Genomic DNA, 19,881 nt, shown 5'->3' with positions numbered 1-19,881 from the left:
GGCGGCGAAATGGTCCTCCTGGACGGGCGACTGACCCCCGGCAGACGGCAATCGGCCCCAGACCGCAGGAAAAGACACCTGCGTCGCTTTCTCACTCCACCAAGCATTCCACCAAGCCGCAGACGCGTGACCACGCAGGCAACTGATGGCCGTGGGCGGCTTATGTACGGCCACAGACGGGCCGCAGACGCCAAGCCGGGAAGGATTGCTGGCGATCTGACGCGCGGGGGCTTCTGCCGTGCCCGCAGGCTCGTCGTGTCGCTGTTTCGGGTGGTCTGGCCACCCCCGGGCGGGGATTGCCACGTCCAGGGCCCGGATGCCCGGTTGGGCCGGGCGGGGAGGGGTCGAGGGTCCCTGATGGGGACAGGACAGGTCCTCTGCCCCGTGAACGTTCTTTTGGGGGTTTCCCGGCAGTCTTCGTTTTTCCGTGGCGGGACGGTCGGTCAAGGGTGGCCGAAGGCCATCGCGAAGCGACGCGACGAAGGAGCGCCCTTGAGGGACCGGCCCGACGCGGAAGGACGATGAGACTGACGGGAGACCACCAAACCCTCCCTGATCCGGACCGGCCGAGACTCCTCTCCCCGCCCCCGGGCGGCGTTGCCGCCCCGGCCGGGGGGCTCCGCCCCGTACCGGCACGTACCACCCCGATTCGGCCGCCGCGCGGAACGGGCGTGCGGACCGGGGCTGGATTCGCGTACGGTTGACGGTCGCCCATGCACGTCAGAAGGGGGCCTTGGTGGCCGCGCAGAATGCCGCTGTCGACAGCACGGCGGATTCCGTCCGCGATCGCGAGATCGCGGCCGAGCAGACGCACCTCGATCAGGTGTACCGACGCCTAGAGGAGAAGATCCACGAGGCCGAGTTCCTGATGAACGACGCCGCCAAGCGGGGGCAGGTCGGCACGCCCGGCGCACTCGCCGAGCGCGACGCCCAGGTGTTCCGCGCCGGGATCCACCTCAACCGGCTGAACAACGAGTTCGAGGACTTCCTCTTCGGACGCATCGACCTCGTCCTCGGCAAGGACGGTGAGCGCGGCCCCGACGGCGCGTACACCTCCGTCGAGCCCGCCGACGACGCGATCCGCGCCGACCTCACCGCCGACATCGCCGAAACCCTGCACATCGGGCGCATCGGCGTACTCGACACCGACTACGCGCCGCTCGTCATCGACTGGCGCGCCCCGGCGGCGGCGCCGTTCTACCGCTCCACCCCCAAGGACCCCGGCCGCGTCGTGCGCCGCCGGGTGATCCGCTCCAAGGGCCGCAAGGTGCTCGGCGTCGAGGACGACCTGATGCGCCCCGAGCTGACCGCCTCCCTCGACGGCCGGGAGCTGCCCGTCATCGGCGACGGCGCCCTGATGGCCGCCCTGGGGCGGGCCCGTACGCACTCGATGCGGGACATCGTCTCCTCCATCCAGGCCGAGCAGGACCTGGTCATCCGGGCTCCCGCCGCCTCCGTCGCCGAGGTCGCGGGCGGCCCCGGCACCGGGAAGACGGCCGTCGCCCTGCACCGGGCCGCGTACCTGCTTTACCAGGACCGGCGGCGCTACTCCGGCGGCATCCTGATCGTCTCCCCGACGCCGCTGCTCGTCGCGTACACCGAAGGCGTGCTCCCCTCCCTCGGCGAGGAGGGCCAGGTCGCCATCCGGGCGCTCGGCTCGCTCGTCGACGGCGCCGAGGCGACCACGTACGACGACCCGGCCGTGGCCCGGATCAAGGGCTCCTCCCGGATGCTCAAGGTGCTCCGCAAGGCCGTCCGGGGCGCGCTGGAGCTCGGCGCGGCCCCCGAGCGGCTGCGCGTGGTGGCCTTCGGGCGGCGCCAGGAGCTGGAGGCCTCCGACCTGGACCGGATCCGGCAGACGGTGCTCAGCGGGACCGCGCCGGTCAACCTGCTGCGTCCGCGCGCCCGCAAGCTGCTCCTGGACGCCCTCTACGCGAAGTCCGGCGGCGCCGGCCGGCACAGCGACCCGGAGCTGGCGGCCGAGCTGCGGTCCGCCTTCGACGAGGACATCTCCACCGAGGACGACTTCATCTCCTTCCTGAACGCCTGGTGGCCGGAGCTGACCCCGCGGGGGGTGCTGGCCGCCATGGCGGACGAGCGGCGCCTGGGCCGCTGGTCGCGCCGGGACCTGAGTTCCCGCGAGACCCGCCAGCTGGCCCGTTCCCTGCGCCGGGTCGGCCCGGACGGCAAGGGCCCCCTGTCGGTGCACGACGTGGCCCTGCTCGACGAGCTCCACCAGCTGCTCGGCGCGCCCGCGCGGCCCAAGCGCAAGCGGGAGATGGATCCGCTGGACCAGCTCAGCGGGCTGGAGGAGCTGATGCCGACCCGGGAGGAGACCCAGTGGGAGCGGGCCGAGCGGCTCGCGGCCGAGCGCACCGAGTACGCCCACGTGATCGTGGACGAGGCGCAGGACCTGACGCCGATGCAGTGGCGGATGGTGGGCCGGCGCGGCCGTTCGGGGACGTGGACGGTGGTGGGCGACCCGGCGCAGTCCTCCTGGACCGATCCCGAGGAGGCGGCGGCCGCCCGTGACGAGGCGCTGGGGCGCCGGCCGCGCAGGCGGTTCACGCTGACCGTGAACTACCGCAACCCGGCCGAGGTGGCCGAGGTGGCCTCCCGGGTGCTGAAGCTGGCGATGCCGGACATGGAGCCGCCGACCGCGGTGCGCTCCACGGGCCTGGAGCCGCGCTTCACGGCCGCCGCGGAGGATCTGGCGACCACGGTCCGGGAGGAGACTCGGCGGCTGCTGGAGCAGGTGGACGGCACCGTGGGCGTGGTCGTGGCGATGGACCGTCGGGCGGAGGCCGCGGCCTGGCTGGCGGACCTGGGCGAGCGGGCGGTGGCGCTGGGCAGTCTGGAGGCCAAGGGGCTGGAGTACGACGCCACGGTGGTCGTCTCCCCGGCGGAGATCGCCGAGGAGTCCCCGGCGGGCCTGCGCGTCCTGTACGTGGCCCTGACGCGCGCCACGCAGCAGCTGACGGTGGTCTCGGCGGCGGCCGACCGGCCCGGCGCGGACGGGGTGCCCGAGCTGCTGCGGCGGTGACGGACGGGCCCCGCCGGAGCCCCGTCCGGGCGTGCGCCGGTGCCTGGGGGCCGGATGGCCCGCGGCCAGGCGCGTGAGCCGGGGAACGGACTCGCGGGAGGGGGGATCACATCCGGCGATCCTTTGTTAGCCTGGTTACGACACCGGCTCGATCCAAGCCCCCGGGCCCAACCTTCGTCGCCTAGAGCGACCACTTGCCGCGAGGCGAGCATGGCGGGTCGGTGTCGTCAGTCTTGGTGAGAAGAACAGGTCCGCGTCCCCCACCCGTGGGGGGCGCGGACCTGTTTTGTATTAACCCACGATTCCGCCGGCCCCCGGTATCTCGTATGGTGGAAGTGTTCTTCCGAAATTTGTAGCTGGTTACCTTGTACCGGCTGGTAGGTGGGACGATCGGACAACGGGTCCCGTCACATCAGTGGTGTGCGGGCCCTGTGTACAGCGAAATCAGGGACAGAAGAGGAACACGGCCATGGCAACGGCGCCCAGCGTCTCGTATTCGATGACGGTCCGTCTGGAAGTGCCCGCGAGCGGAACCGCGGTCTCCCAGCTCACCACCGCCGTGGAGTCTTCCGGGGGGTCGGTCACCGGCCTCGACGTGACCGCATCGGGCCACGAGAAGCTCCGTATCGACGTCACCATCGCCGCCACCTCCACCGCGCACGCCGACGAGATCGTCGAGAAGCTGCGCGGGATCGAAGGCGTCAGCCTCGGCAAGGTCTCCGACCGAACCTTCCTGATGCACCTCGGCGGCAAGATCGAGATGGCGTCCAAGCACCCCATCCGCAACCGTGACGACCTCTCGATGATCTACACCCCGGGCGTGGCCCGCGTGTGCATGGCCATCGCCGAGAACCCCGAGGACGCGCGGCGCCTGACCATCAAGCGCAACACCGTCGCAGTCGTGACGGACGGCTCCGCCGTGCTGGGCCTGGGCAACATCGGCCCGATGGCCGCCATGCCGGTCATGGAGGGCAAGGCGGCCCTCTTCAAGCGCTTCGCCGACATCGACGCCTGGCCGATCTGCCTGGACACCCAGGACCCCGACGAGATCGTGGCCGTCGTCAAGGCCATCGCCCCGGGCTTCGCCGGCATCAACCTGGAGGACATCTCCGCGCCGCGCTGCTTCGAGATCGAGGCCCGGCTGCGCGAGGCCCTCGACATCCCCGTCTTCCACGACGACCAGCACGGCACCGCCATCGTCGTCCTCGCCGCCCTGACCAACGCACTTCGCGTGGTGGGCAAGGCGGTTGGCGACGTCAAGGTGGTCATGTCGGGCGCCGGCGCGGCCGGTACCGCCATCCTGAAGCTGCTCCTCGCGGCGGGCGTCAAGAACGCGGTCAGCGCCGACATCCACGGCGTCGTGCACGCGGACCGCCCCGACCTCGTCGACGCGGCCCCCGACTCCCCGCTGCGCTGGATCGCCGACAACACCAACCCCGAGGGTTACACCGGCACCCTCAAGGAGGCCGTGGTCGGCGCCGACGTCTTCATCGGCGTCTCCGCCCCGAACGTGCTCTCCGGCGAGGACGTCGGCGCCATGGCGGAGGGCGCCATCGTGTTCGCGCTCGCGAACCCGGACCCCGAGGTGGACCCGGCCGTCGCCCGCCAGACCGCCGCCGTCGTGGCCACCGGCCGCTCGGACTTCCCGAACCAGATCAACAACGTGCTGGTCTTCCCGGGCGTCTTCCGCGGCCTCCTCGACGCCCAGTCGCGGACCGTGAACACCGACATGATGCTGGCCGCCGCGGCCGCCCTCGCCGACGTCGTCGGCGAGGACGAGCTGAACGCCAACTACATCATCCCGTCCGTCTTCAACGACAAGGTGGCCGGTGCGGTCGCCGGAGCCGTCCGCAAGGCCGCCACGGCCGTCTAGCCGACGCAGGGGCCCGGGCCGGCGGCCCGGGCCCGGTGCGGAGCCGGCGCCCTGACGGTCCGGCGGCCCGGCAGCGGCCCGCGGCCCGCCCGCGCCGCCCGCAACGCACTGTGACGGTCCCCACGGTCCCCGCGGTCCGATTCCGGCGCGTCGCGAGATGCGGGCCCGGCAGGGCGCCTCTAGGGTTGCGGGGATGCCCGCGTGGCCCGCGGTCCGCATCCACGGCGGTCCGCCGGGCCCACCCGGGCCCACGGACCCGTCGGAGCCTTTGGTGCGGACGGAGCGTCACCGCGGCGTGACTGTGGCGCTTTTCGTGTGACCCTGGCGGGTGCCGGATTGGCTTTCCCGCCGCTGGTGGGGGCAGGATGCGTAACCGGGCGAGAGGGTCTGACGTTCAGACCCGGGTCCGGGGACTGTCCGAGGACCCTGGCAGCATCGGCTTCGATCTCACGCCTCTAAGGCACGTTGAACACGGGAGTACAACATGAACCGCAGTGAGCTGGTGGCCGCTCTGTCCGAGCGCGCCGAGGTGACCCGCAAGGACGCCGACGCCGTTCTGGCCGCGCTCGCCGAGACCGTCGGCGAGATTGTCGCCAAGGGCGACGAGAAGGTCACCATCCCCGGCTTCCTGACCTTCGAGCGCACCCACCGTGCCGCTCGCACCGCGCGCAACCCGCAGACCGGCGACCCCATCCAGATCCCGGCCGGCTACAGCGTGAAGGTCTCCGCGGGCTCCAAGCTCAAGGAAGCCGCCAAGGGCAAGTAGCACCGCCCTTGTGCCGAGGGCCGCACCGGCCCTCGGGACGGCAGTGGTACGTAGCACTGAGCAACGCCGAAGGGCGGCCACCCCCCGCGGGGGGTGGCCGCCCTTCGGCCTGCCCGGCCCCGTCCAGCCGGCCCTCAGGGGCCCGTACGGGGCCTTCCGGGGCCCGTCGGGGGCCCCGGAAGGTGATCGGGCGGGATCAGACGAGGTCGCCGTTCGGCAGCTCGACCTTGGCGCCCAGCTCGACGAGCTTCTCCATGAAGTTCTCGTAGCCGCGGTTGATGAGGTCGATGCCGTGCACGCGCGAGGTGCCCTCGGCGGCCAGCGCCGCGATGAGGTACGAGAACCCGCCGCGCAGGTCGGGGATGACGAGGTCGGCGCCCTGGAGCTTGGTCGGGCCGGAGACGACCGCCGAGTGCAGGAAGTTGCGCTGGCCGAACCGGCAGGCGCTGCCGCCCAGGCACTCGCGGTACAGCTGGATGTGAGCACCCATCTGGTTGAGCGCCGAGGTGAAGCCGAGGCGGGACTCGTAGACCGTCTCGTGGACGATCGACAGGCCCGAGGCCTGCGTCAGGGCGACGACCAGCGGCTGCTGCCAGTCCGTCTGGAAGCCCGGGTGGACGTCCGTTTCCAGCGCGATGGCCTTCAGCGGGCCGCCCGGGTGCCAGAAGCGGATGCCCTCGTCGTCGATCTCGAACGCACCGCCGACCCGGCGGAAGGTGTTCAGGAACGTCATCATCGAGCGCTGCTGCGCCCCGCGGACGTAGATGTTGCCGCCGGTCGCCAGGGCCGCGGAAGCCCACGAGGCGGCCTCCAGGCGGTCCGGGAGCGCCTTGTGGTTGTAGCCGCTCAGCCGGTCCACACCGGTGATGCGGATGGTGCGGTCGGTGTCGACGGAGATGATCGCGCCCATCTTCTGCAGGACGCAGATGAGGTCTTCGATCTCCGGCTCGACGGCCGCGTTGCTGAGTTCGGTCACGCCCTCGGCCAGGACGGCCGTCAGCAGCACCTGCTCGGTCGAGCCGACCGAGGGGTAGGGGAGGCGGATCTTGCAGCCGCGCAGGCGCTGCGGGGCCTCCAGGTACTGGCCGCCTTCGCGCTTCTCGATGGTCGCGCCGAACTGGCGGAGCACGTCGAAGTGGAAGTCGATCGGACGGCCGCCGATGTCGCAGCCGCCCAGGCCCGGGATGAAGGCGTGGCCGAGGCGGTGCAGCAGCGGGCCGCAGAAGAGGATCGGGATCCGGGAGGATCCCGCGTGCGCGTCGATGTCGGCGACGTTGGCGCTCTCGACGTAGGTCGGGTCGAGGATCAGCTCGCCCGGCTCCTCGCCGGGCCGCACGGTCACGCCGTGCAGCTGGAGCAGCCCGCGCACGACCCGCACGTCACGGATGTCGGGAACATTGCGCAGCCGGCTCGGCTCGCTGCCGAGCAGGGCGGCGACCATGGCCTTCGGCACGAGGTTCTTCGCGCCGCGGACACGGATCTCGCCCTCGAGCGGGGTTCCGCCGTGGACAAGCAGGACATCGTTGCCGGTCATGGATCTCGCGTTCCGGAGAGGATGGGCAGGGGGCCAGTGAAAAGGGTAAGGGTCACTACCCCCTTGTTTGTATGGCTGACGCGGCCGTAGGACTGTCATGAATTCGGTACAGCACCCTCAGTGTGCGGAAGGTGGCGGAGTGTCGCGTTCCGGCGGCCCGGGCGGCGCGCGCGGCGTTCTGCCGCCGTGCGCCCTGAGCTGCGCGTGATCGGATACGGCCGCCCGCTCCCCCTGAAGGGCGATTGTGCGGGATCATGTCCGCATGACCGAGGTGTCCTCCCTCACAGGGCGGCTGCTCGTGGCCACCCCCGCCCTCGCGGACCCGAATTTCGACCGCGCGGTCGTGCTGCTGCTCGACCACGACGAGCAGGGCTCCCTCGGCGTCGTCCTCAACCGGCCCACGCCGGTGGACGTCCGCGACATCCTGTTGCCGTGGGCGCCGTTGGCCGGTGACCCGGGGGTGGTCTTCCAGGGCGGTCCGGTCGCGCTGGACTCGGCGCTGGGCGTCGCCGTGATCCCGGGCGAGGAAGGACCGCTGGGCTGGCGCCGGGTGCACGGTGCGATCGGCCTCGTCGACCTGGAGGCCCCGCCGGAACTGCTCGCCGCCGCCCTGGGCGGCCTGCGCATCTTCGCCGGTTACTCCGGATGGGGGCCGGGCCAGCTGGAGACCGAGCTGCGCGACGGTGCCTGGTACGTCGTCGATTCCGAGCCCGGAGACGTCTCCTTCCCCGACCCCGAACGGCTGTGGCGGGCGGTGCTGCGGCGCCAGCGCAGCGAGCTGGCCATGGTCGCCACCTATCTGGACGACCCGTCGCTGAACTGACCCGCGCGGGGTTCAGTACCCTGGATTTCATGAGCACTCTTGAGCCCGAGCGCGGGACTGGTACGGGGACCCTCGTAGAGCCGACGCCGCAGGTGTCCCACGGCGACGGCGACCACGAGCGCTTCGCCCACTACGTCCAGAAGGACAAGATCATGGAGAGCGCGCTCGGGGGCACCCCCGTCGTCGCGCTCTGCGGCAAGGTCTGGGTACCGGGCCGCGACCCGAAGAAGTACCCGGTCTGCCCGATGTGCAAGGAGATCTACGAGTCCATGGGCGCCGGCGGCGACAAGGACAAGGACAAGGGCGGCAAGGACAAGTAGCGGCGGGACGCCCCCCGCTTCGACGGCGGAGGCCCTCGGTGCGCAGTGATGCGCGCCGGGGGCCTTTTGCACGTCCCGAAGGCCTTTTGCGCGTCCTGGGGGCGGGTTAGGGTCGGCGCCAAGAGCACTCTGTGAAACAGGCGTTGCGCAGGGTGCAACGGGCTTGTCGTTGCGAAGGGCTGACGCATGGACCTGGACCTGGACCTGATCCCCGCACCCCGGGTCGCCGTCGTGGACGGCGAGGGCCGCCGCCACCGCTTCGGCCCGGATCCCGCGCTGTCCGCCGGACCCGGCGCCGAGGGCGTCGCCCGGTGGGTGCGCCGGGAGATCGGGGCCGCCACCGGCTGGGCCCTGCTGCCGCCCGCGGCCCCCGGCGCGCGGGCCGACGTACGGCTGGCCGTGGACCCGGCACGGGCCGGCGGGCACGGGCCGGAGTCCTACCGGCTCACCGTCGGCGCCGACGGGGTGGAGCTCACCGGAGCCACCGCCGCCGGGCTCTTCCGGGGCGCACAGACGCTGCGCCAGCTGCTCGGCCCCGACGCCCACCGCAGGGCCCCGCTGCCCGGACGGCCCGCGCGGGAGATCCCGTACGCGACGATCGAGGACGGGCCCCGCTTCGCCTGGCGCGGGCTGATGCTGGACGTCGCCCGGCACTTCACCCCCAAGGACGGGGTGCTGCGCCACATCGACCTGCTGGCCGCGCACAAGCTGAACGTGCTGCACCTGCACCTGACGGACGACCAGGGCTGGCGCGTCGAGATCAAGCGCCACCCGAGGCTCACCGAGGTCGGCGCCTGGCGGGCGCGCAGCCGCTGGGGGCACCGGGCCTCGCCGCTGTGGAACGACACCCCGCACGGCGGCTTCTACACCCAGGACGACATCCGCGAGATCGTCGCGTACGCGGCCGAACGGCACGTGCGGATCGTCCCCGAGGTCGACATCCCCGGGCACTCGCAGGCCGCCATCGCCGCCTACCCCGAGCTCGGCAACCGCGACGTCGTCGACACGGCGGCGCTGGGCGTGTGGGACGACTGGGGGGTCAACGAGAACGTCCTGGCCCCCACCGAACACGTACTGCGCTTCTACGAGGACGTGTTCGAGGAGCTGCTGGAGCTGTTCCCGCCGGAGGTCTCGCCCTTCGTGCACGTGGGCGGCGACGAGTGCCCGAAGACGCAGTGGCGCGCCTCGGAGCTGGCCCAGGAGCGGATCCGCGAACTGGGCGTCGACGGGGAGGACGGCCTCCAGGCCTGGTTCATCCGCCACTTCGACCGCTGGCTCACCGCGCGCGGACGCCGGCTCATCGGCTGGGACGAGATCCTCCAGGGCGGGCTCGCGGAGGGCGCCGCCGTCTCCTCCTGGCGCGGGTACGCGGGCGGGATCGCGGCCGCCGAGGCCGGGCACGACGTGGTGATGTGCCCCGAGCAGCAGGTGTACCTGGACCACCGTCAGGCGCCCGGCCCGGACGAGCCGGTGCCCATCGGGTACGTGCGCACCCTGGAGGACGTCTACCGCTTCGAGCCGGTACCGCCGAAGCTCTCGCCCGAGGCCGCCGCGCACGTGCTGGGCGCGCAGGCCAACGTGTGGACCGAGGTGATGGAACACCAGGGCCGGGTCGACTACCAGGTGTTCCCGCGGCTGGCCGCCTTCGCCGAGGCGGTCTGGTCCCGGCTGCCCGAACCGGAATCCCGGGACTACGCCGGGTTCGAGACCCGCATGACGGCGCACTACGCGCGGCTCGACGCCCTCGGGGTCGAGTACCGGCCACCGGCGGGACCGTTGCCTTGGCAGCGCCGTCCGGGACTCCTCGGACGCCCGCTCGAAGGTGCGCCCCCGATCGTGTGACCCGGGTCCCCGGCCGCCGCCCCCGCGCCGTACGGCCGGAAGCGGAACTCTTCGGAAACCTTTGGAACTCTGCCTCGAATGAGGTGGATCCGGCGGAAAACGGGCTTTCCGGGGAGGCTCGCGGGCATCCGGGGACGGCGGGCCACCTCGCGCGTCGGAGGTGCGCGGGGTGCGCGTGGGGGGTGCGGGGGGTGCGGGGACGGCGTGCAGGCCGTCTCCGCACCGTGCGGCGGCCGCGCCGGGGCCCGTCCGGCACCCCGCCGGCCCGCGGAACGGGCGGCGCCGCCCGGCGGACCCTCGCGCGGGGCGGCCCCGAAGATGTGCCAGAGTTGCCACGTCCCGGCGGTGAGCACGTACCGTACGGCGGACAGGCGTGAGCGCCGGGACCGGGACATCGGGAAGGGGCAGCTGGGTTGACCACGCACGCACCGCACGCATCGCATTCGACTCAGGGGCCGCAGGCGGCCCGGGCGGCGCAGTCCGTGACGCTGCCGGCCTCGCTCGACGAGGCCGTGGCGGCACTCACCGCCATGCCCGCGGCCGTGCCCGTCGCGGGCGGCACCGACCTCATGGCCGCCGTCAACGCCGGGCTGCTGCGCCCGGCCGCGCTGGTCGGCCTCGGGCGCATCAACGAGATCCGCGGCTGGCAGTACCAGGACGGGCACGCGCTGCTCGGCGCCGGACTCACGCACGCCCGGATGGGACGGCCGGATTTCGCCGCTCTCATCCCGGCGCTCGCGGCCGCCGCCCGCGCCGCGGGCCCGCCGCAGATCCGCAACGCCGGCACCCTCGGCGGGAACATCGCGACGGCCGCGCCGACCGGTGACGCCCTGCCCGTGCTGGCGGCGCTCGAAGCGGTGCTGGTCATCGTCGGACCCGGCGGCTCGCAGCGCGAGATCCCGGTCTCCCACCTGCTGGCCGGCCGCGACATGCTGCGCCCGGGCGAACTGATCGGCTTCGTACGGGTTCCGCTGCTGCACGCGCCGCAGGTCTTCCTGAAGGCCACGGGGCGTACGGGCCCGGGGCGCGCGGTGGCGTCCGTGGGGCTCGTACTGGACCCCGCGCGCCGGGGCGTGCGGTGCGCGATCGGCGCGGTGGCCCCGATGCCGCTGCGGCCGCTGGAGGCCGAGCAGTGGGTGGCCTCGCTGATCGACTGGGACGGGGACCGCAGCCTGGCCCCCGAGGCGCTGGAGGCCTTCGGCGAGTACGTCGCGGCCGCCTGCGTGCCCGACCAGGGGGAACCGGTGTCCTCCGGAGTACTGCATCTGCGGCGGACGGTGGCCGTGCTGGCGCGCAGGGCCCTGGGGAGGGCGCTGACCTCATGAGTGAGAACGAGAACGTGAGCGGAACGACCGGGAATTCGGGCCACGCGGACGGCACCGGCGGGGCGGGTGGCGCGGGCAACGGCTGGGGCTGGGAGCCCGTGCCGCAGGGCGGCGAGTACGACAACGAGGCCACGGCCTTCGTGAAACTTCCGCAGGACATGCTGGACGCCCTCGACAACGGGGAGCCCCTCGCCGCCCCCGGACACGGGTACGTGCCGCCGCCGATGATCGTGCCGCTGGGCTCGGCCAGCGCCGACCCCGGTGCCACCGGGACCTGGACGATGCCGGTGCAGTGGCCCGAGCCGCAGGCCGCCCAGGCCCCCGCGCCGGCGCGCGGGCCGATCCCGGCCTCCATCCCGCTGCCGCCGTCGGTGGCGGCGGCCTTCGGGGAGCCCGAGCAGGCCGGTGGGGCAGGCGGGGTCGGGGACTACGGGTCCACGGCCGAGTGGCAGTTCCCCGAGGAGGTGCACCAGCAGCCCGGGGCGCACGGCCTGGGGACGGCGCACCTGCCCGAGGAGCACGCGGCCACGGGGCAGTGGACGCTGCCGGCCGGCGGCGAACCGCTGCCGGGTGCGGGGGAGTTCCCGGGTGCGGGTGAGTTCCGGGGTGATGGGTTCCCGGGCGGAGAGTTCCGGGGTGATGGCTTCCGGGACGGTGACCGTCCGGGTGGTGAGCTCCGGGACGGCGAGTTCCGGGACGGCGTGTTCCGGGACGGCGAGTTCCCGGGTGGTGGCTTTTCGGGTGGTGACGTCCGGGAGGGCCGGTTCCGGGCGGGTGAGGGGTTCCGGGGCGGCGAGGGCCTCGGGGACGACGGGTTCCGGAGCGACGTCTTCGGGGGCGGTGGCGGTGCTGACGCGGGCGGTTCCGCGGGCGCTCCGGGTGCCGGGGACTGGAGCCAGGCTCCGGCGACGCTGCCCGGCGGGGCCGCGGCTCCGTGGGCGCAGCCCGGGGCCGACGGACAGATGAGCTCGGGGGTGCTGCCGGGCGAGGGGCCCGGGGCCGGCGCCCTGGGACGCGGACCGCGGGTGTTGGGCGGCCCGGGGGTCGGGACCCCGCTGCCGGAGGGCTACCCGCAGCCCGGGCCGGAGCCGGAGGGCGTGCCGCACGCTGCCCCCGACATCGACGCCGCCCACGGCCCGGCGCAGGCGCCGGTGGAGGAGCAGCGGCCCCGCCCGGCGGACGCCGAAGCCGGGGCCGGTGCCGAAGCCGATGTCGTCCCGGGACCGGGCGCGTTGGCTCCGGCCGAGGGGCCGGAGCCCGAGCAGGGGCACGGCTTCGCGGCGGACGGGTCCGCCGGTGCCGCGGAGGAGGCGGATCCCGCCGCCGAAGCGGGGGCCGCGCCGGTGCCGGGCGAGGACACCTCCGACAGCGCTGTGACACCCCCGGACGAGGGGGGCGCCGAAGGTGTGCCGGTGCGGGAGGAGACGTACGGGGACGAGGGAATCCCCGCCGTCGCGCACCACGAGCACCCGTCGGCTTCGTACGTCCTGCGCGTCAACGGCGCCGACCGTCCCGTCACCGGGGCCTGGATCGGCGAATCCCTGCTGTACGTGCTGCGCGAGCGGCTCGGCCTGGCCGGCGCCAAGGACGGCTGCTCGCAGGGCGAGTGCGGCGCCTGCGCGGTGCAGGTCGACGGCCGGCTCGTCGCCTCCTGCCTGGTCCCGGCGGCCACGGCGGCCGGCAGCGAGGTGCGGACCGTGGAGGGCCTCGCGACCGACGGGGAACTGTCGGACGTCCAGCAGGCGTTGTGCAGGTCGGGCGGGGTGCAGTGCGGGTTCTGCGTGCCCGGCATGGCCATGACCATCCATGACCTGCTGGAGGGCAACCACGCCCCCAGCGACCTGGAGACCCGGCAGGCACTGTGCGGCAACCTCTGCCGCTGCTCCGGCTACAAGGGCGTGATCGAGGCGGTCCGCGAGGTCGTCGCGGAGCGCGAGGCGACCGCCTCCGGCGAGGCGGCCCCCGCCGCCAGCGGCCCCGGCGCTCCCGAACCGCGGATCCCGCACCAGGCGCCGCCCGGCGAGGGCGGCGTCCACGGCGGGTACGGCGCCCACGACGGGTACGGCTCCGACGGCCCCGATAGCACCTTCGGCGGCCAGGGCCTCCAGGGCCTCCAGGATCCGCAGACCGGCCACGACACGCTCGGCGGCCAGGGGCACGACGTGCTCCACGGCCAGCTCGGGCACGACGGGCGGCAGCTCGGGCACGACGGGCAGTTCGGGCACCACGGGAACGACGGGCAGCCCGGGCACGACGGGAACGACGGGCGCGACGGGCAGCCCGGGAACGACGGGAACGACGGACCCCACGGGATCCACCACAACGGAGGCATGGCGTGAGCGGGCACGACGCGGCGGCCACGGCGACCACGGCCGTCACCACGGTCGGCGGCGCGGCGGAAGGCGACGAGCCCCAGCCCCCGTCCGGCCTGCGCGGAATCGGCGTCTCCCTCCCCTCGGCGGACGTCCGCGCCAAGACCGAGGGCACCTTCCCCTACGCCGCCGACCTGTGGGCCGAGGGCCTGCTGTGGGCCGCCGTCCTGCGGTCCCCGCACGCGCACGCCCGCATCCTGTCCATCGACACCTCGGCCGCCGCCGAGATGCCCGGCGTGCGCGCCGTCATCACCCACACCGACGTCCCGGGCGCCACCACGCACGGCCGCCGCATCGCCGACCGGCCGGTCTTCGCGCACGACGTGGTCCGCCACCACGGCGAGCCCATCGCCGCCGTGGCCGCCGACCACCCCGACACGGCACGTCTCGCCGCGGCCGCCATCGCGGTCGAGTACGAACTGCTGGACGCCGTCACCGACCCCGAGCAGTCCTTCGGCGCCGTCCCCCTGCACCCGGACGGCAACCTGATCCGGCACATCCCGCTGCGCTACGGAGACCCCGAGGCGACGGGGGAGGTGGTGGTCGAGGGCCTCTACCGGATCGGCCGCCAGGACCCCGCCCCCATCGGCGCCGAGGCCGGGCTGGCCGTGCCGCGGCCCGACGGGGGCGTGGAGATCTACACCGCCTCCACCGACCCGCACACCGACCGCGACCTCGCCGCCGCCTGCTTCGGGCTCGACCCGGACCGCGTCCGCGTGGTCGTCACCGGCGTCCCCGGCGCCACCGCCGACCGCGAGGACCCCGCCTTCCAGCTCCCGCTCGGCCTGCTCGCGCTGCGCACCGGCTGCCCCGTGAAGCTGGCCGCCACCCGCGAGGAGTCCTTCCTCGGCCACGCCCACCGCCACCCGACGCTGCTGCGCTACCGCCACCACGCGGACGCCGAGGGCCGGCTGGTCAAGGTCGAGGCCCAGATCCTGATGGACGCGGGCGCCTACGCCGACTCCTCCGCCGAATCCCTCGCGGCGGCGGTGGCCTTCGCGTGCGGCCCGTACATCGTTCCGCACGCCTTCGTGGAGGGCTGGGCGGTCCGCACCAACAACCCGCCGTCGGGGCACGTGCGCGGCGAGGGCGCGATGCAGGTCTGCGCCGCGTACGAGGGCCAGATGGACAAGCTCGCGGCCGCGCTCGGCATCGACGGTGCGGAAGTGCGCATGCGCAACGTGCTGTCGACGGGCGACCTCCTGCCCACCGGGCAGACGGTGACCTGCCCGGCACCGGTCGCCGAACTGCTGCGCGCGGTAAGGGACTTCCCGCTCCCCTCGCTCCCGAAGGACACTCCGGAGGAGGAGTGGCTGCTGCCCGGCGGCCCCGAGGGCGCGGGCGAACCGGGCGCGGTGCGGCGCGGGGTCGGCTACGGCGTCGGCATGGTGCACATGCTCGGCGCGGAGGGCGCCGACGAGGTCTCCACCGCCACCGTGAAGGTGGTCGGCGGCACGGCCACCGTCATCTGCGCGGCCGTCGACACCGGGCAGGGCTTCGCCACCCTCGCCCGTCAGATCGTCCAGGAGGTCCTCGGCGTCGACGAGGTGGCGACGGCCCCCGTCGACACCGACCAGCCGCCGGCCGGCCCCTCGGCCCACGGCCGCCACACCTGGGTCTCGGGCGGCGCGGTGGAGCGGGCCGCGAAGATGGTCCGTACGCAGCTGCTCCAGCCGATGGCCCACAAGCTCGGCATGTCGACCGAGCTGCTGCAGATCGCGGACGGCCGGATCACGTCGTACGACGGCGCCTTCTCCACCACCGTCGCGGAGGCGATAGAGGGCAAGGAGCTCTGGGCGACGGCCCAGTGCCGGCCCCACCCGACGGAACCGCTGGACGCGGACGGCCAGGGCGACGCCTTCGTCGGCCTGGCGTTCTGCGCGATCCGCGCGGTGGTCGACGTGGACATCGAGCTCGGCTCGGTACGGGTGGTGGAGCTGGCGGTCGCCCAGGACGTCGGCCGGATCCTCAACCCCCGCCAGCTGGAGGCCCGTATCGAAGCGGGCGTCACCCAGGGCGTGGGCGCGGCCCTCACGGAGAACCTCCGCTCGGTCGCGGGCCTCGTACGCCACCCGGACCTGACGGGCTACGCCCTGCCGACGTCCCTCGACGCCCCGGCGGTGCGCATCGTCCGGCTGGTCGAGGAGCGGGACGTGGTGGCGCCGTTCGGCGCGAAGGCGGCGAGCGCGGTGCCGGTGGTGACCACCCCGGCGGCGGTCGCCTCGGCGGTCCGCGCGGCCACGGGACGCCCGGTGAACAGGATCCCGATCCGGCCATCGGCGGCGGTGGCGGCGCCCAACTCGTGACCCTGTGACCCGCATTGCACGTGCAACCCGAGCTTGGGCCTGTCGGCGCTCATCGATAGAGTGATCGCCGGCGCCCGGAACGTGCGGGTGCGAACGGGGGCGGGCGCTGTGCCCGCGGGGTGACGGGGATGCGGGGAGGCCATCGTGGCAGGGGAGAACGGTCCGGGGCTGTTCGGGGTGAACGTCGGCGCGAGCGTGGCGGATTCGCTCATGAGCCAGGCGAAGGCCCTCGAAGTCGAGTACGAGTCGATGACCGGCTACAAGAAGCTGGTCGACGACCTGCTGAAGAAGCTCGACGGCTCCGAGGCGGACGACAAGCGCCTCGCCCACGGCACCCTGCCGACGGGCACCCTCGGCACGGGCTTCCCCGAGGCGGACGACCTGTTCAAGGCGTACTCGACGGTCCACACGGAGCTGCAGAAGCTCTCCCAGGGCCTGGCCGGCCAGATCGAGGCGCTCGGCATCGCGATCCTGACGGGGGGCAAGGGCTACGTGGACGTGGACGAGGAGACGCAGGCCCGGATGCGCACGATCATCCGGCAGTCGAAGAAGGACTACGTCGCGGACCGCGACCCCCTGGAGCGCGAGCCGAAGCCCGCCACGCCGACGCCGACGGCGACACCGGCCCCCACTCCGAGCACGTCGAAGGGTTCCTTCTGATGGCGACGGACTTCGAGGGTTACACGCACGAGCAGCTGCTGGCGATGATCGCCTCGCTGGACGCGGAGACGGTGAAGGCGCGGGCGACGCAGCTGTCGAAGGCGGCGGAGGCGATCAAGCAGATCGGCGAAAGCCTGAAGAAGCACCAGGTCAAGGGCTGGGAGGGCGAGGCCGCGCAGGCGTTCCGCGACTGGGTCAGCCGCGCGGGGAGCGCGACGCTGCGGCTGGGGGAGTACAGCGCGGAGGGCAGCAAGTGGATGACGCACGCCGCCCAGACGATGATCGAGGTGAAGGCGAACACCCCGAAGTACGACGCCTCGGCCGCCGCCAACCTGGAAGCGGCCCACCGCTTCCACAACGACCCGGACGCCCAGCAGATGGGCCAGACGGCCCACTCCAAACTGACCGGCGACCACCACGAGGCAGTCCAGCAACTGACGAAGCTGGCCCAGTCCTACGAAGCCTCGACCACCCAACTAACCCGAGCCGAAATCCCCACCTTCCCCCCGCCACCAGCGGACTTTGATCCCGTGACCTACAACCGCCTTCAGTACGTTGACCGTGAAGGCGGCGCTGGCAGTGGGGCGAGCGGTGGTTCGTATGCACCGTCGGCGTCCTATGGCGGTGGTGGTGCTGCCTTTGGGGCTGAAGGCGCGTCAGGACAGCGCAGCGCAGCCGCAGGGACGCCATCGTCAGGTGGACCTGGACCCACACCCGTACTTCCGGACCGCGCGGTCGAGGTGGGACTTGACCATGTGGGGTCTTTCCCGCAGGCACCCCCATCGCCCGTGAGTACTCTGCCTGGCGGGGGACCGACGCTTCCCGGCGGTGCGCCGAGCTCCGTGCCACCGATGCCGCCGTTGTCGCTTCCCCCGACCCGCGGCCTGCCAAGCGCAGGGGGTGGTTCGCTGCCGGGTGGGAGGCCCCCAAGCGGGCTGAGCGGTAAGGCCGGTCTACCGCCTCGCGATGCCGGCATCGTGGGCGGGCGCCCCGTTTCGGCCGGCCCCTCTGGTGCGGGCCTTCCGCGCGGCACCGTCATCGGTGCAGAGGGGACGCAGCCTGTTGGTCGTGGGATGGGCGGACCGATGGGTGGTGGAGTGGGGGGTCCACAGGGACCCCGCGACGGTTCCCCGGCGGGCCGCCGACTTGCGACGCAGCCGGGTGGCGTTGTCGGTGGACGACAGGCGGGCGCGAGCGGCCAGCCGTTCACCCAAGGAGGCTCCGGTCTGGTGCGCAACGGTTCCGGCCCCGGCGCAGGTGGGCGCCCAATGGGCCATGGCGGTGCGGGCACGCCTACTTCGACTGGACGGCGCAAGAGTTCTGGGAGCGGCCGCCCTGACTACCTGGCAGAGGACGAAGAGACCTGGCAGGGCGACCGTCGCGTCGTTCCACCGGTGATCGACTGAAGGGAAAGGACGTTGGCCGTGATGAATCTGCGCAAAGCACTCTCGGTCCTGATGGGTCTCCTCCTGGCCGGAGTCGCTGCGACACCAGCACATGCGCAGACGATCCGAGAGAAACAGTGGCACCTCGATGCCATGAAGGCCGACGACATCTGGAAGACCAGCACGGGCAAGGGCGTGACTGTCGCGGTCATCGATACGGGTGTCGGCCGCGTCTCCGAGCTGGGGGGCCAGGTTCTCCCCGGGAAGAATTTCGCTACGTCGCAAGATGGAGACGAGCGAACTGACTACGACAACCACGGCACGTCAATGGCCGCGATCATCGCGGGAACCGGAAGGCACCCCAGTGGGGATGGGGCGATCGGATTGGCGCCGGGAAGCAAGATCCTTCCGATCCGGGTTCCGAATGAGAGTGACCCGGCACATCCTGGCTGGACTCAGGCGATCCGCTATGCGGCGGACACTGACGCAAAGATCATCAGCATCTCGCTCGGCACTGATCAGGATGATCCCGCGCGCGCCGATGCGGTGAGGTACGCCCTTTCCAGGGGGAAGCTGATCTTTGCTGCGGTAGGGAACGACGGAGACTCGCTCAACACCCTGAGGTATCCGGCCGCGACGCCGGGAGTGGTGGGTGTCGGTGCGATCGGCCCTGACGGAGGTGCCACCAAGGAGTCCCAGCACGGTCCCCAGGTCGACCTGTCGGCCCCGGGTGTTGATATCTACTCAGCCTGTGTGGGCAAGTCGGAGGTCTGTTCCAGCCACGGGACCAGTGACGCCACCGCCCTCGCGTCCGCATCCGCCGCCCTGCTCTGGTCCGCGCATCCCGACTGGACCAACAATCAGGTGCTCCGGGTTCTGCTGAACACCGCCGGCAAGCCCGTCGACGGGGTCCAGCGGAACGATTACGTCGGGTATGGGGTCGTGCGGCCGCGGGTGGCCGTGCCCACGCCGGGGGATCCGGGGCCGGCTGACGTGTACCCGCTGCCCGATCTGGCCGCCGCCGCAGGGAAAACGGCCGAAACTGGCGCCCCGAAGCCCGCACCGCAGGCTCCGTCAGCCGTTAAGAAGGGGGACGACGGCAGTAGCCTGCCCTGGATCGCGCTCGGGATCGGGGCCTGCGTCCTCATCGGGGGCGCCGTCGCCGCCGTTGCAGTCCGCCGACGCAACCGCTGAACCCCCGCCAGGAGGCCCTGATGTCGTTCGACGAAGAGTGGGCCGCCGCCCGCACCACGGCCGCCGCCAAGGTCTCCACGCGGCTCAACGGCGCCCCCGGCCCCGCCGGCGCCGGCGGGGACCTCGAACTCAACCAGGACCACATCGGCGCGGTCGGCACCGAGGCGCACAAGCTGCACTCCCGCCTCCAGACCGACGGCAAGCACGCCGCCACGGCCACCGCCGAAGCGGCCGGCGCGCTCGCCAAGGAGGGCTTCGCGAGCGGAGCCGCCCTCACGCAGCTGAACTCCCGCTGGGAGGGCCAGGTGAAGACCCTCGTGGCCGCCTGCGCGCAGATCTCCAACGGGCTGAACTACTCCCTCTCCTCGCACGCCAAGGAGGAGCAGCAGCTCTACGCCGAGTTCACGACCTCCAAGCTCGACGAGTACCTGAAGTAGG

The 19,881-nt window shown here is 72.8% G+C and carries 14 protein-coding genes; 12 read left to right on the top strand and 2 right to left on the bottom strand.

Going from position 1 to position 19,881, the window contains the following annotated elements:
- Positions 1-736: 736 nt before the first annotated feature.
- The 3 genes from ACGFXC_RS11720 to ACGFXC_RS11710 all read left to right on the top strand — a co-directional run bounded on the left by ACGFXC_RS11720 (position 737) and on the right by ACGFXC_RS11710 (position 5,682).
- A complete protein-coding gene (locus tag ACGFXC_RS11720) occupies positions 737-3,043 on the top strand; it encodes a HelD family protein (RefSeq protein ID WP_393711854.1) in 2,307 nt (768 codons plus the stop codon).
- A 469-nt stretch (positions 3,044-3,512) separates the two neighbouring features.
- Positions 3,513-4,916: an NAD-dependent malic enzyme gene (locus ACGFXC_RS11715; protein ID WP_393711852.1), complete on the top strand. Its 1,404-nt coding sequence runs from the start codon at positions 3,513-3,515 to the stop codon at positions 4,914-4,916.
- 484 nt (positions 4,917-5,400) lie between these two features.
- Positions 5,401-5,682, top strand: a complete 282-nt coding sequence (locus tag ACGFXC_RS11710; RefSeq protein WP_007264399.1) for an HU family DNA-binding protein — start codon at positions 5,401-5,403, stop codon at positions 5,680-5,682.
- Between the two features lie 196 nt (positions 5,683-5,878).
- On the opposite strand, the gene murA is transcribed toward ACGFXC_RS11710, so the two are convergent.
- Complete coding sequence (gene murA / locus ACGFXC_RS11705; protein ID WP_266577095.1) at positions 5,879-7,216, bottom strand: UDP-N-acetylglucosamine 1-carboxyvinyltransferase; 1,338 nt, start codon at positions 7,214-7,216, stop codon at positions 5,879-5,881.
- 262 nt (positions 7,217-7,478) lie between these two features.
- Between murA and ACGFXC_RS11700 the strand changes: the two genes are divergently transcribed.
- From ACGFXC_RS11700 to ACGFXC_RS11670, 7 genes are all read left to right on the top strand, one after another.
- On the top strand, positions 7,479-8,039 hold the full coding sequence (locus ACGFXC_RS11700) for a YqgE/AlgH family protein (protein WP_393711850.1): 561 nt from the start codon (positions 7,479-7,481) through the stop codon (positions 8,037-8,039).
- A gap of 29 nt (positions 8,040-8,068) precedes the next feature.
- The gene (locus tag ACGFXC_RS11695; RefSeq protein ID WP_267826198.1) at positions 8,069-8,359 is read left to right on the top strand and encodes a DUF3039 domain-containing protein; all 291 of its coding nucleotides are present in this window, start codon (positions 8,069-8,071) and stop codon (positions 8,357-8,359) included.
- 186 nt (positions 8,360-8,545) lie between these two features.
- Complete coding sequence (locus ACGFXC_RS11690; protein WP_393711847.1) at positions 8,546-10,201, top strand: beta-N-acetylhexosaminidase; 1,656 nt, start codon at positions 8,546-8,548, stop codon at positions 10,199-10,201.
- Positions 10,202-10,614: 413 nt separating this feature from the next.
- The gene (locus ACGFXC_RS11685) at positions 10,615-11,526 is read left to right on the top strand and encodes an FAD binding domain-containing protein (protein WP_393711845.1); all 912 of its coding nucleotides are present in this window, start codon (positions 10,615-10,617) and stop codon (positions 11,524-11,526) included.
- Positions 11,523-13,865, top strand: a complete 2,343-nt coding sequence (locus ACGFXC_RS11680) for a 2Fe-2S iron-sulfur cluster-binding protein (protein WP_393711843.1) — start codon at positions 11,523-11,525, stop codon at positions 13,863-13,865. Before ACGFXC_RS11685 ends, ACGFXC_RS11680 begins: the two co-directional genes overlap by 4 nt.
- Positions 13,866-13,954: 89 nt before the next feature.
- On the top strand, positions 13,955-16,204 hold the full coding sequence (locus ACGFXC_RS11675) for a xanthine dehydrogenase family protein molybdopterin-binding subunit (protein ID WP_393712213.1): 2,250 nt from the start codon (positions 13,955-13,957) through the stop codon (positions 16,202-16,204).
- Positions 16,205-16,348: 144 nt separating this feature from the next.
- Complete coding sequence (locus ACGFXC_RS11670; RefSeq protein WP_393711841.1) at positions 16,349-16,864, top strand: hypothetical protein; 516 nt, start codon at positions 16,349-16,351, stop codon at positions 16,862-16,864.
- 19 nt (positions 16,865-16,883) lie between these two features.
- On the opposite strand, the gene ACGFXC_RS11665 is transcribed toward ACGFXC_RS11670, so the two are convergent.
- Entirely contained in the window at positions 16,884-17,195 is a 312-nt protein-coding gene (locus tag ACGFXC_RS11665; RefSeq protein ID WP_393711839.1) for a hypothetical protein, read from the bottom strand.
- Positions 17,196-18,291: 1,096 nt separating this feature from the next.
- Between ACGFXC_RS11665 and mycP the strand changes: the two genes are divergently transcribed.
- Together mycP and ACGFXC_RS11655 are read left to right on the top strand one after the other, a co-directional pair.
- A complete protein-coding gene (gene mycP, locus ACGFXC_RS11660) occupies positions 18,292-19,443 on the top strand; it encodes a type VII secretion-associated serine protease mycosin (RefSeq protein WP_393711837.1) in 1,152 nt (383 codons plus the stop codon).
- Between the two features lie 20 nt (positions 19,444-19,463).
- The gene (locus ACGFXC_RS11655) at positions 19,464-19,880 is read left to right on the top strand and encodes a hypothetical protein (RefSeq protein WP_393711836.1); all 417 of its coding nucleotides are present in this window, start codon (positions 19,464-19,466) and stop codon (positions 19,878-19,880) included.
- Position 19,881: the final 1 nt, after the last annotated feature.

This window comes from Streptomyces sp. NPDC048507, from assembly GCF_043199995.1.
In the GTDB taxonomy this organism is placed as follows: domain Bacteria; phylum Actinomycetota; class Actinomycetes; order Streptomycetales; family Streptomycetaceae; genus Streptomyces.
This window is presented reverse-complemented; position numbering and strand designations above follow the sequence as displayed.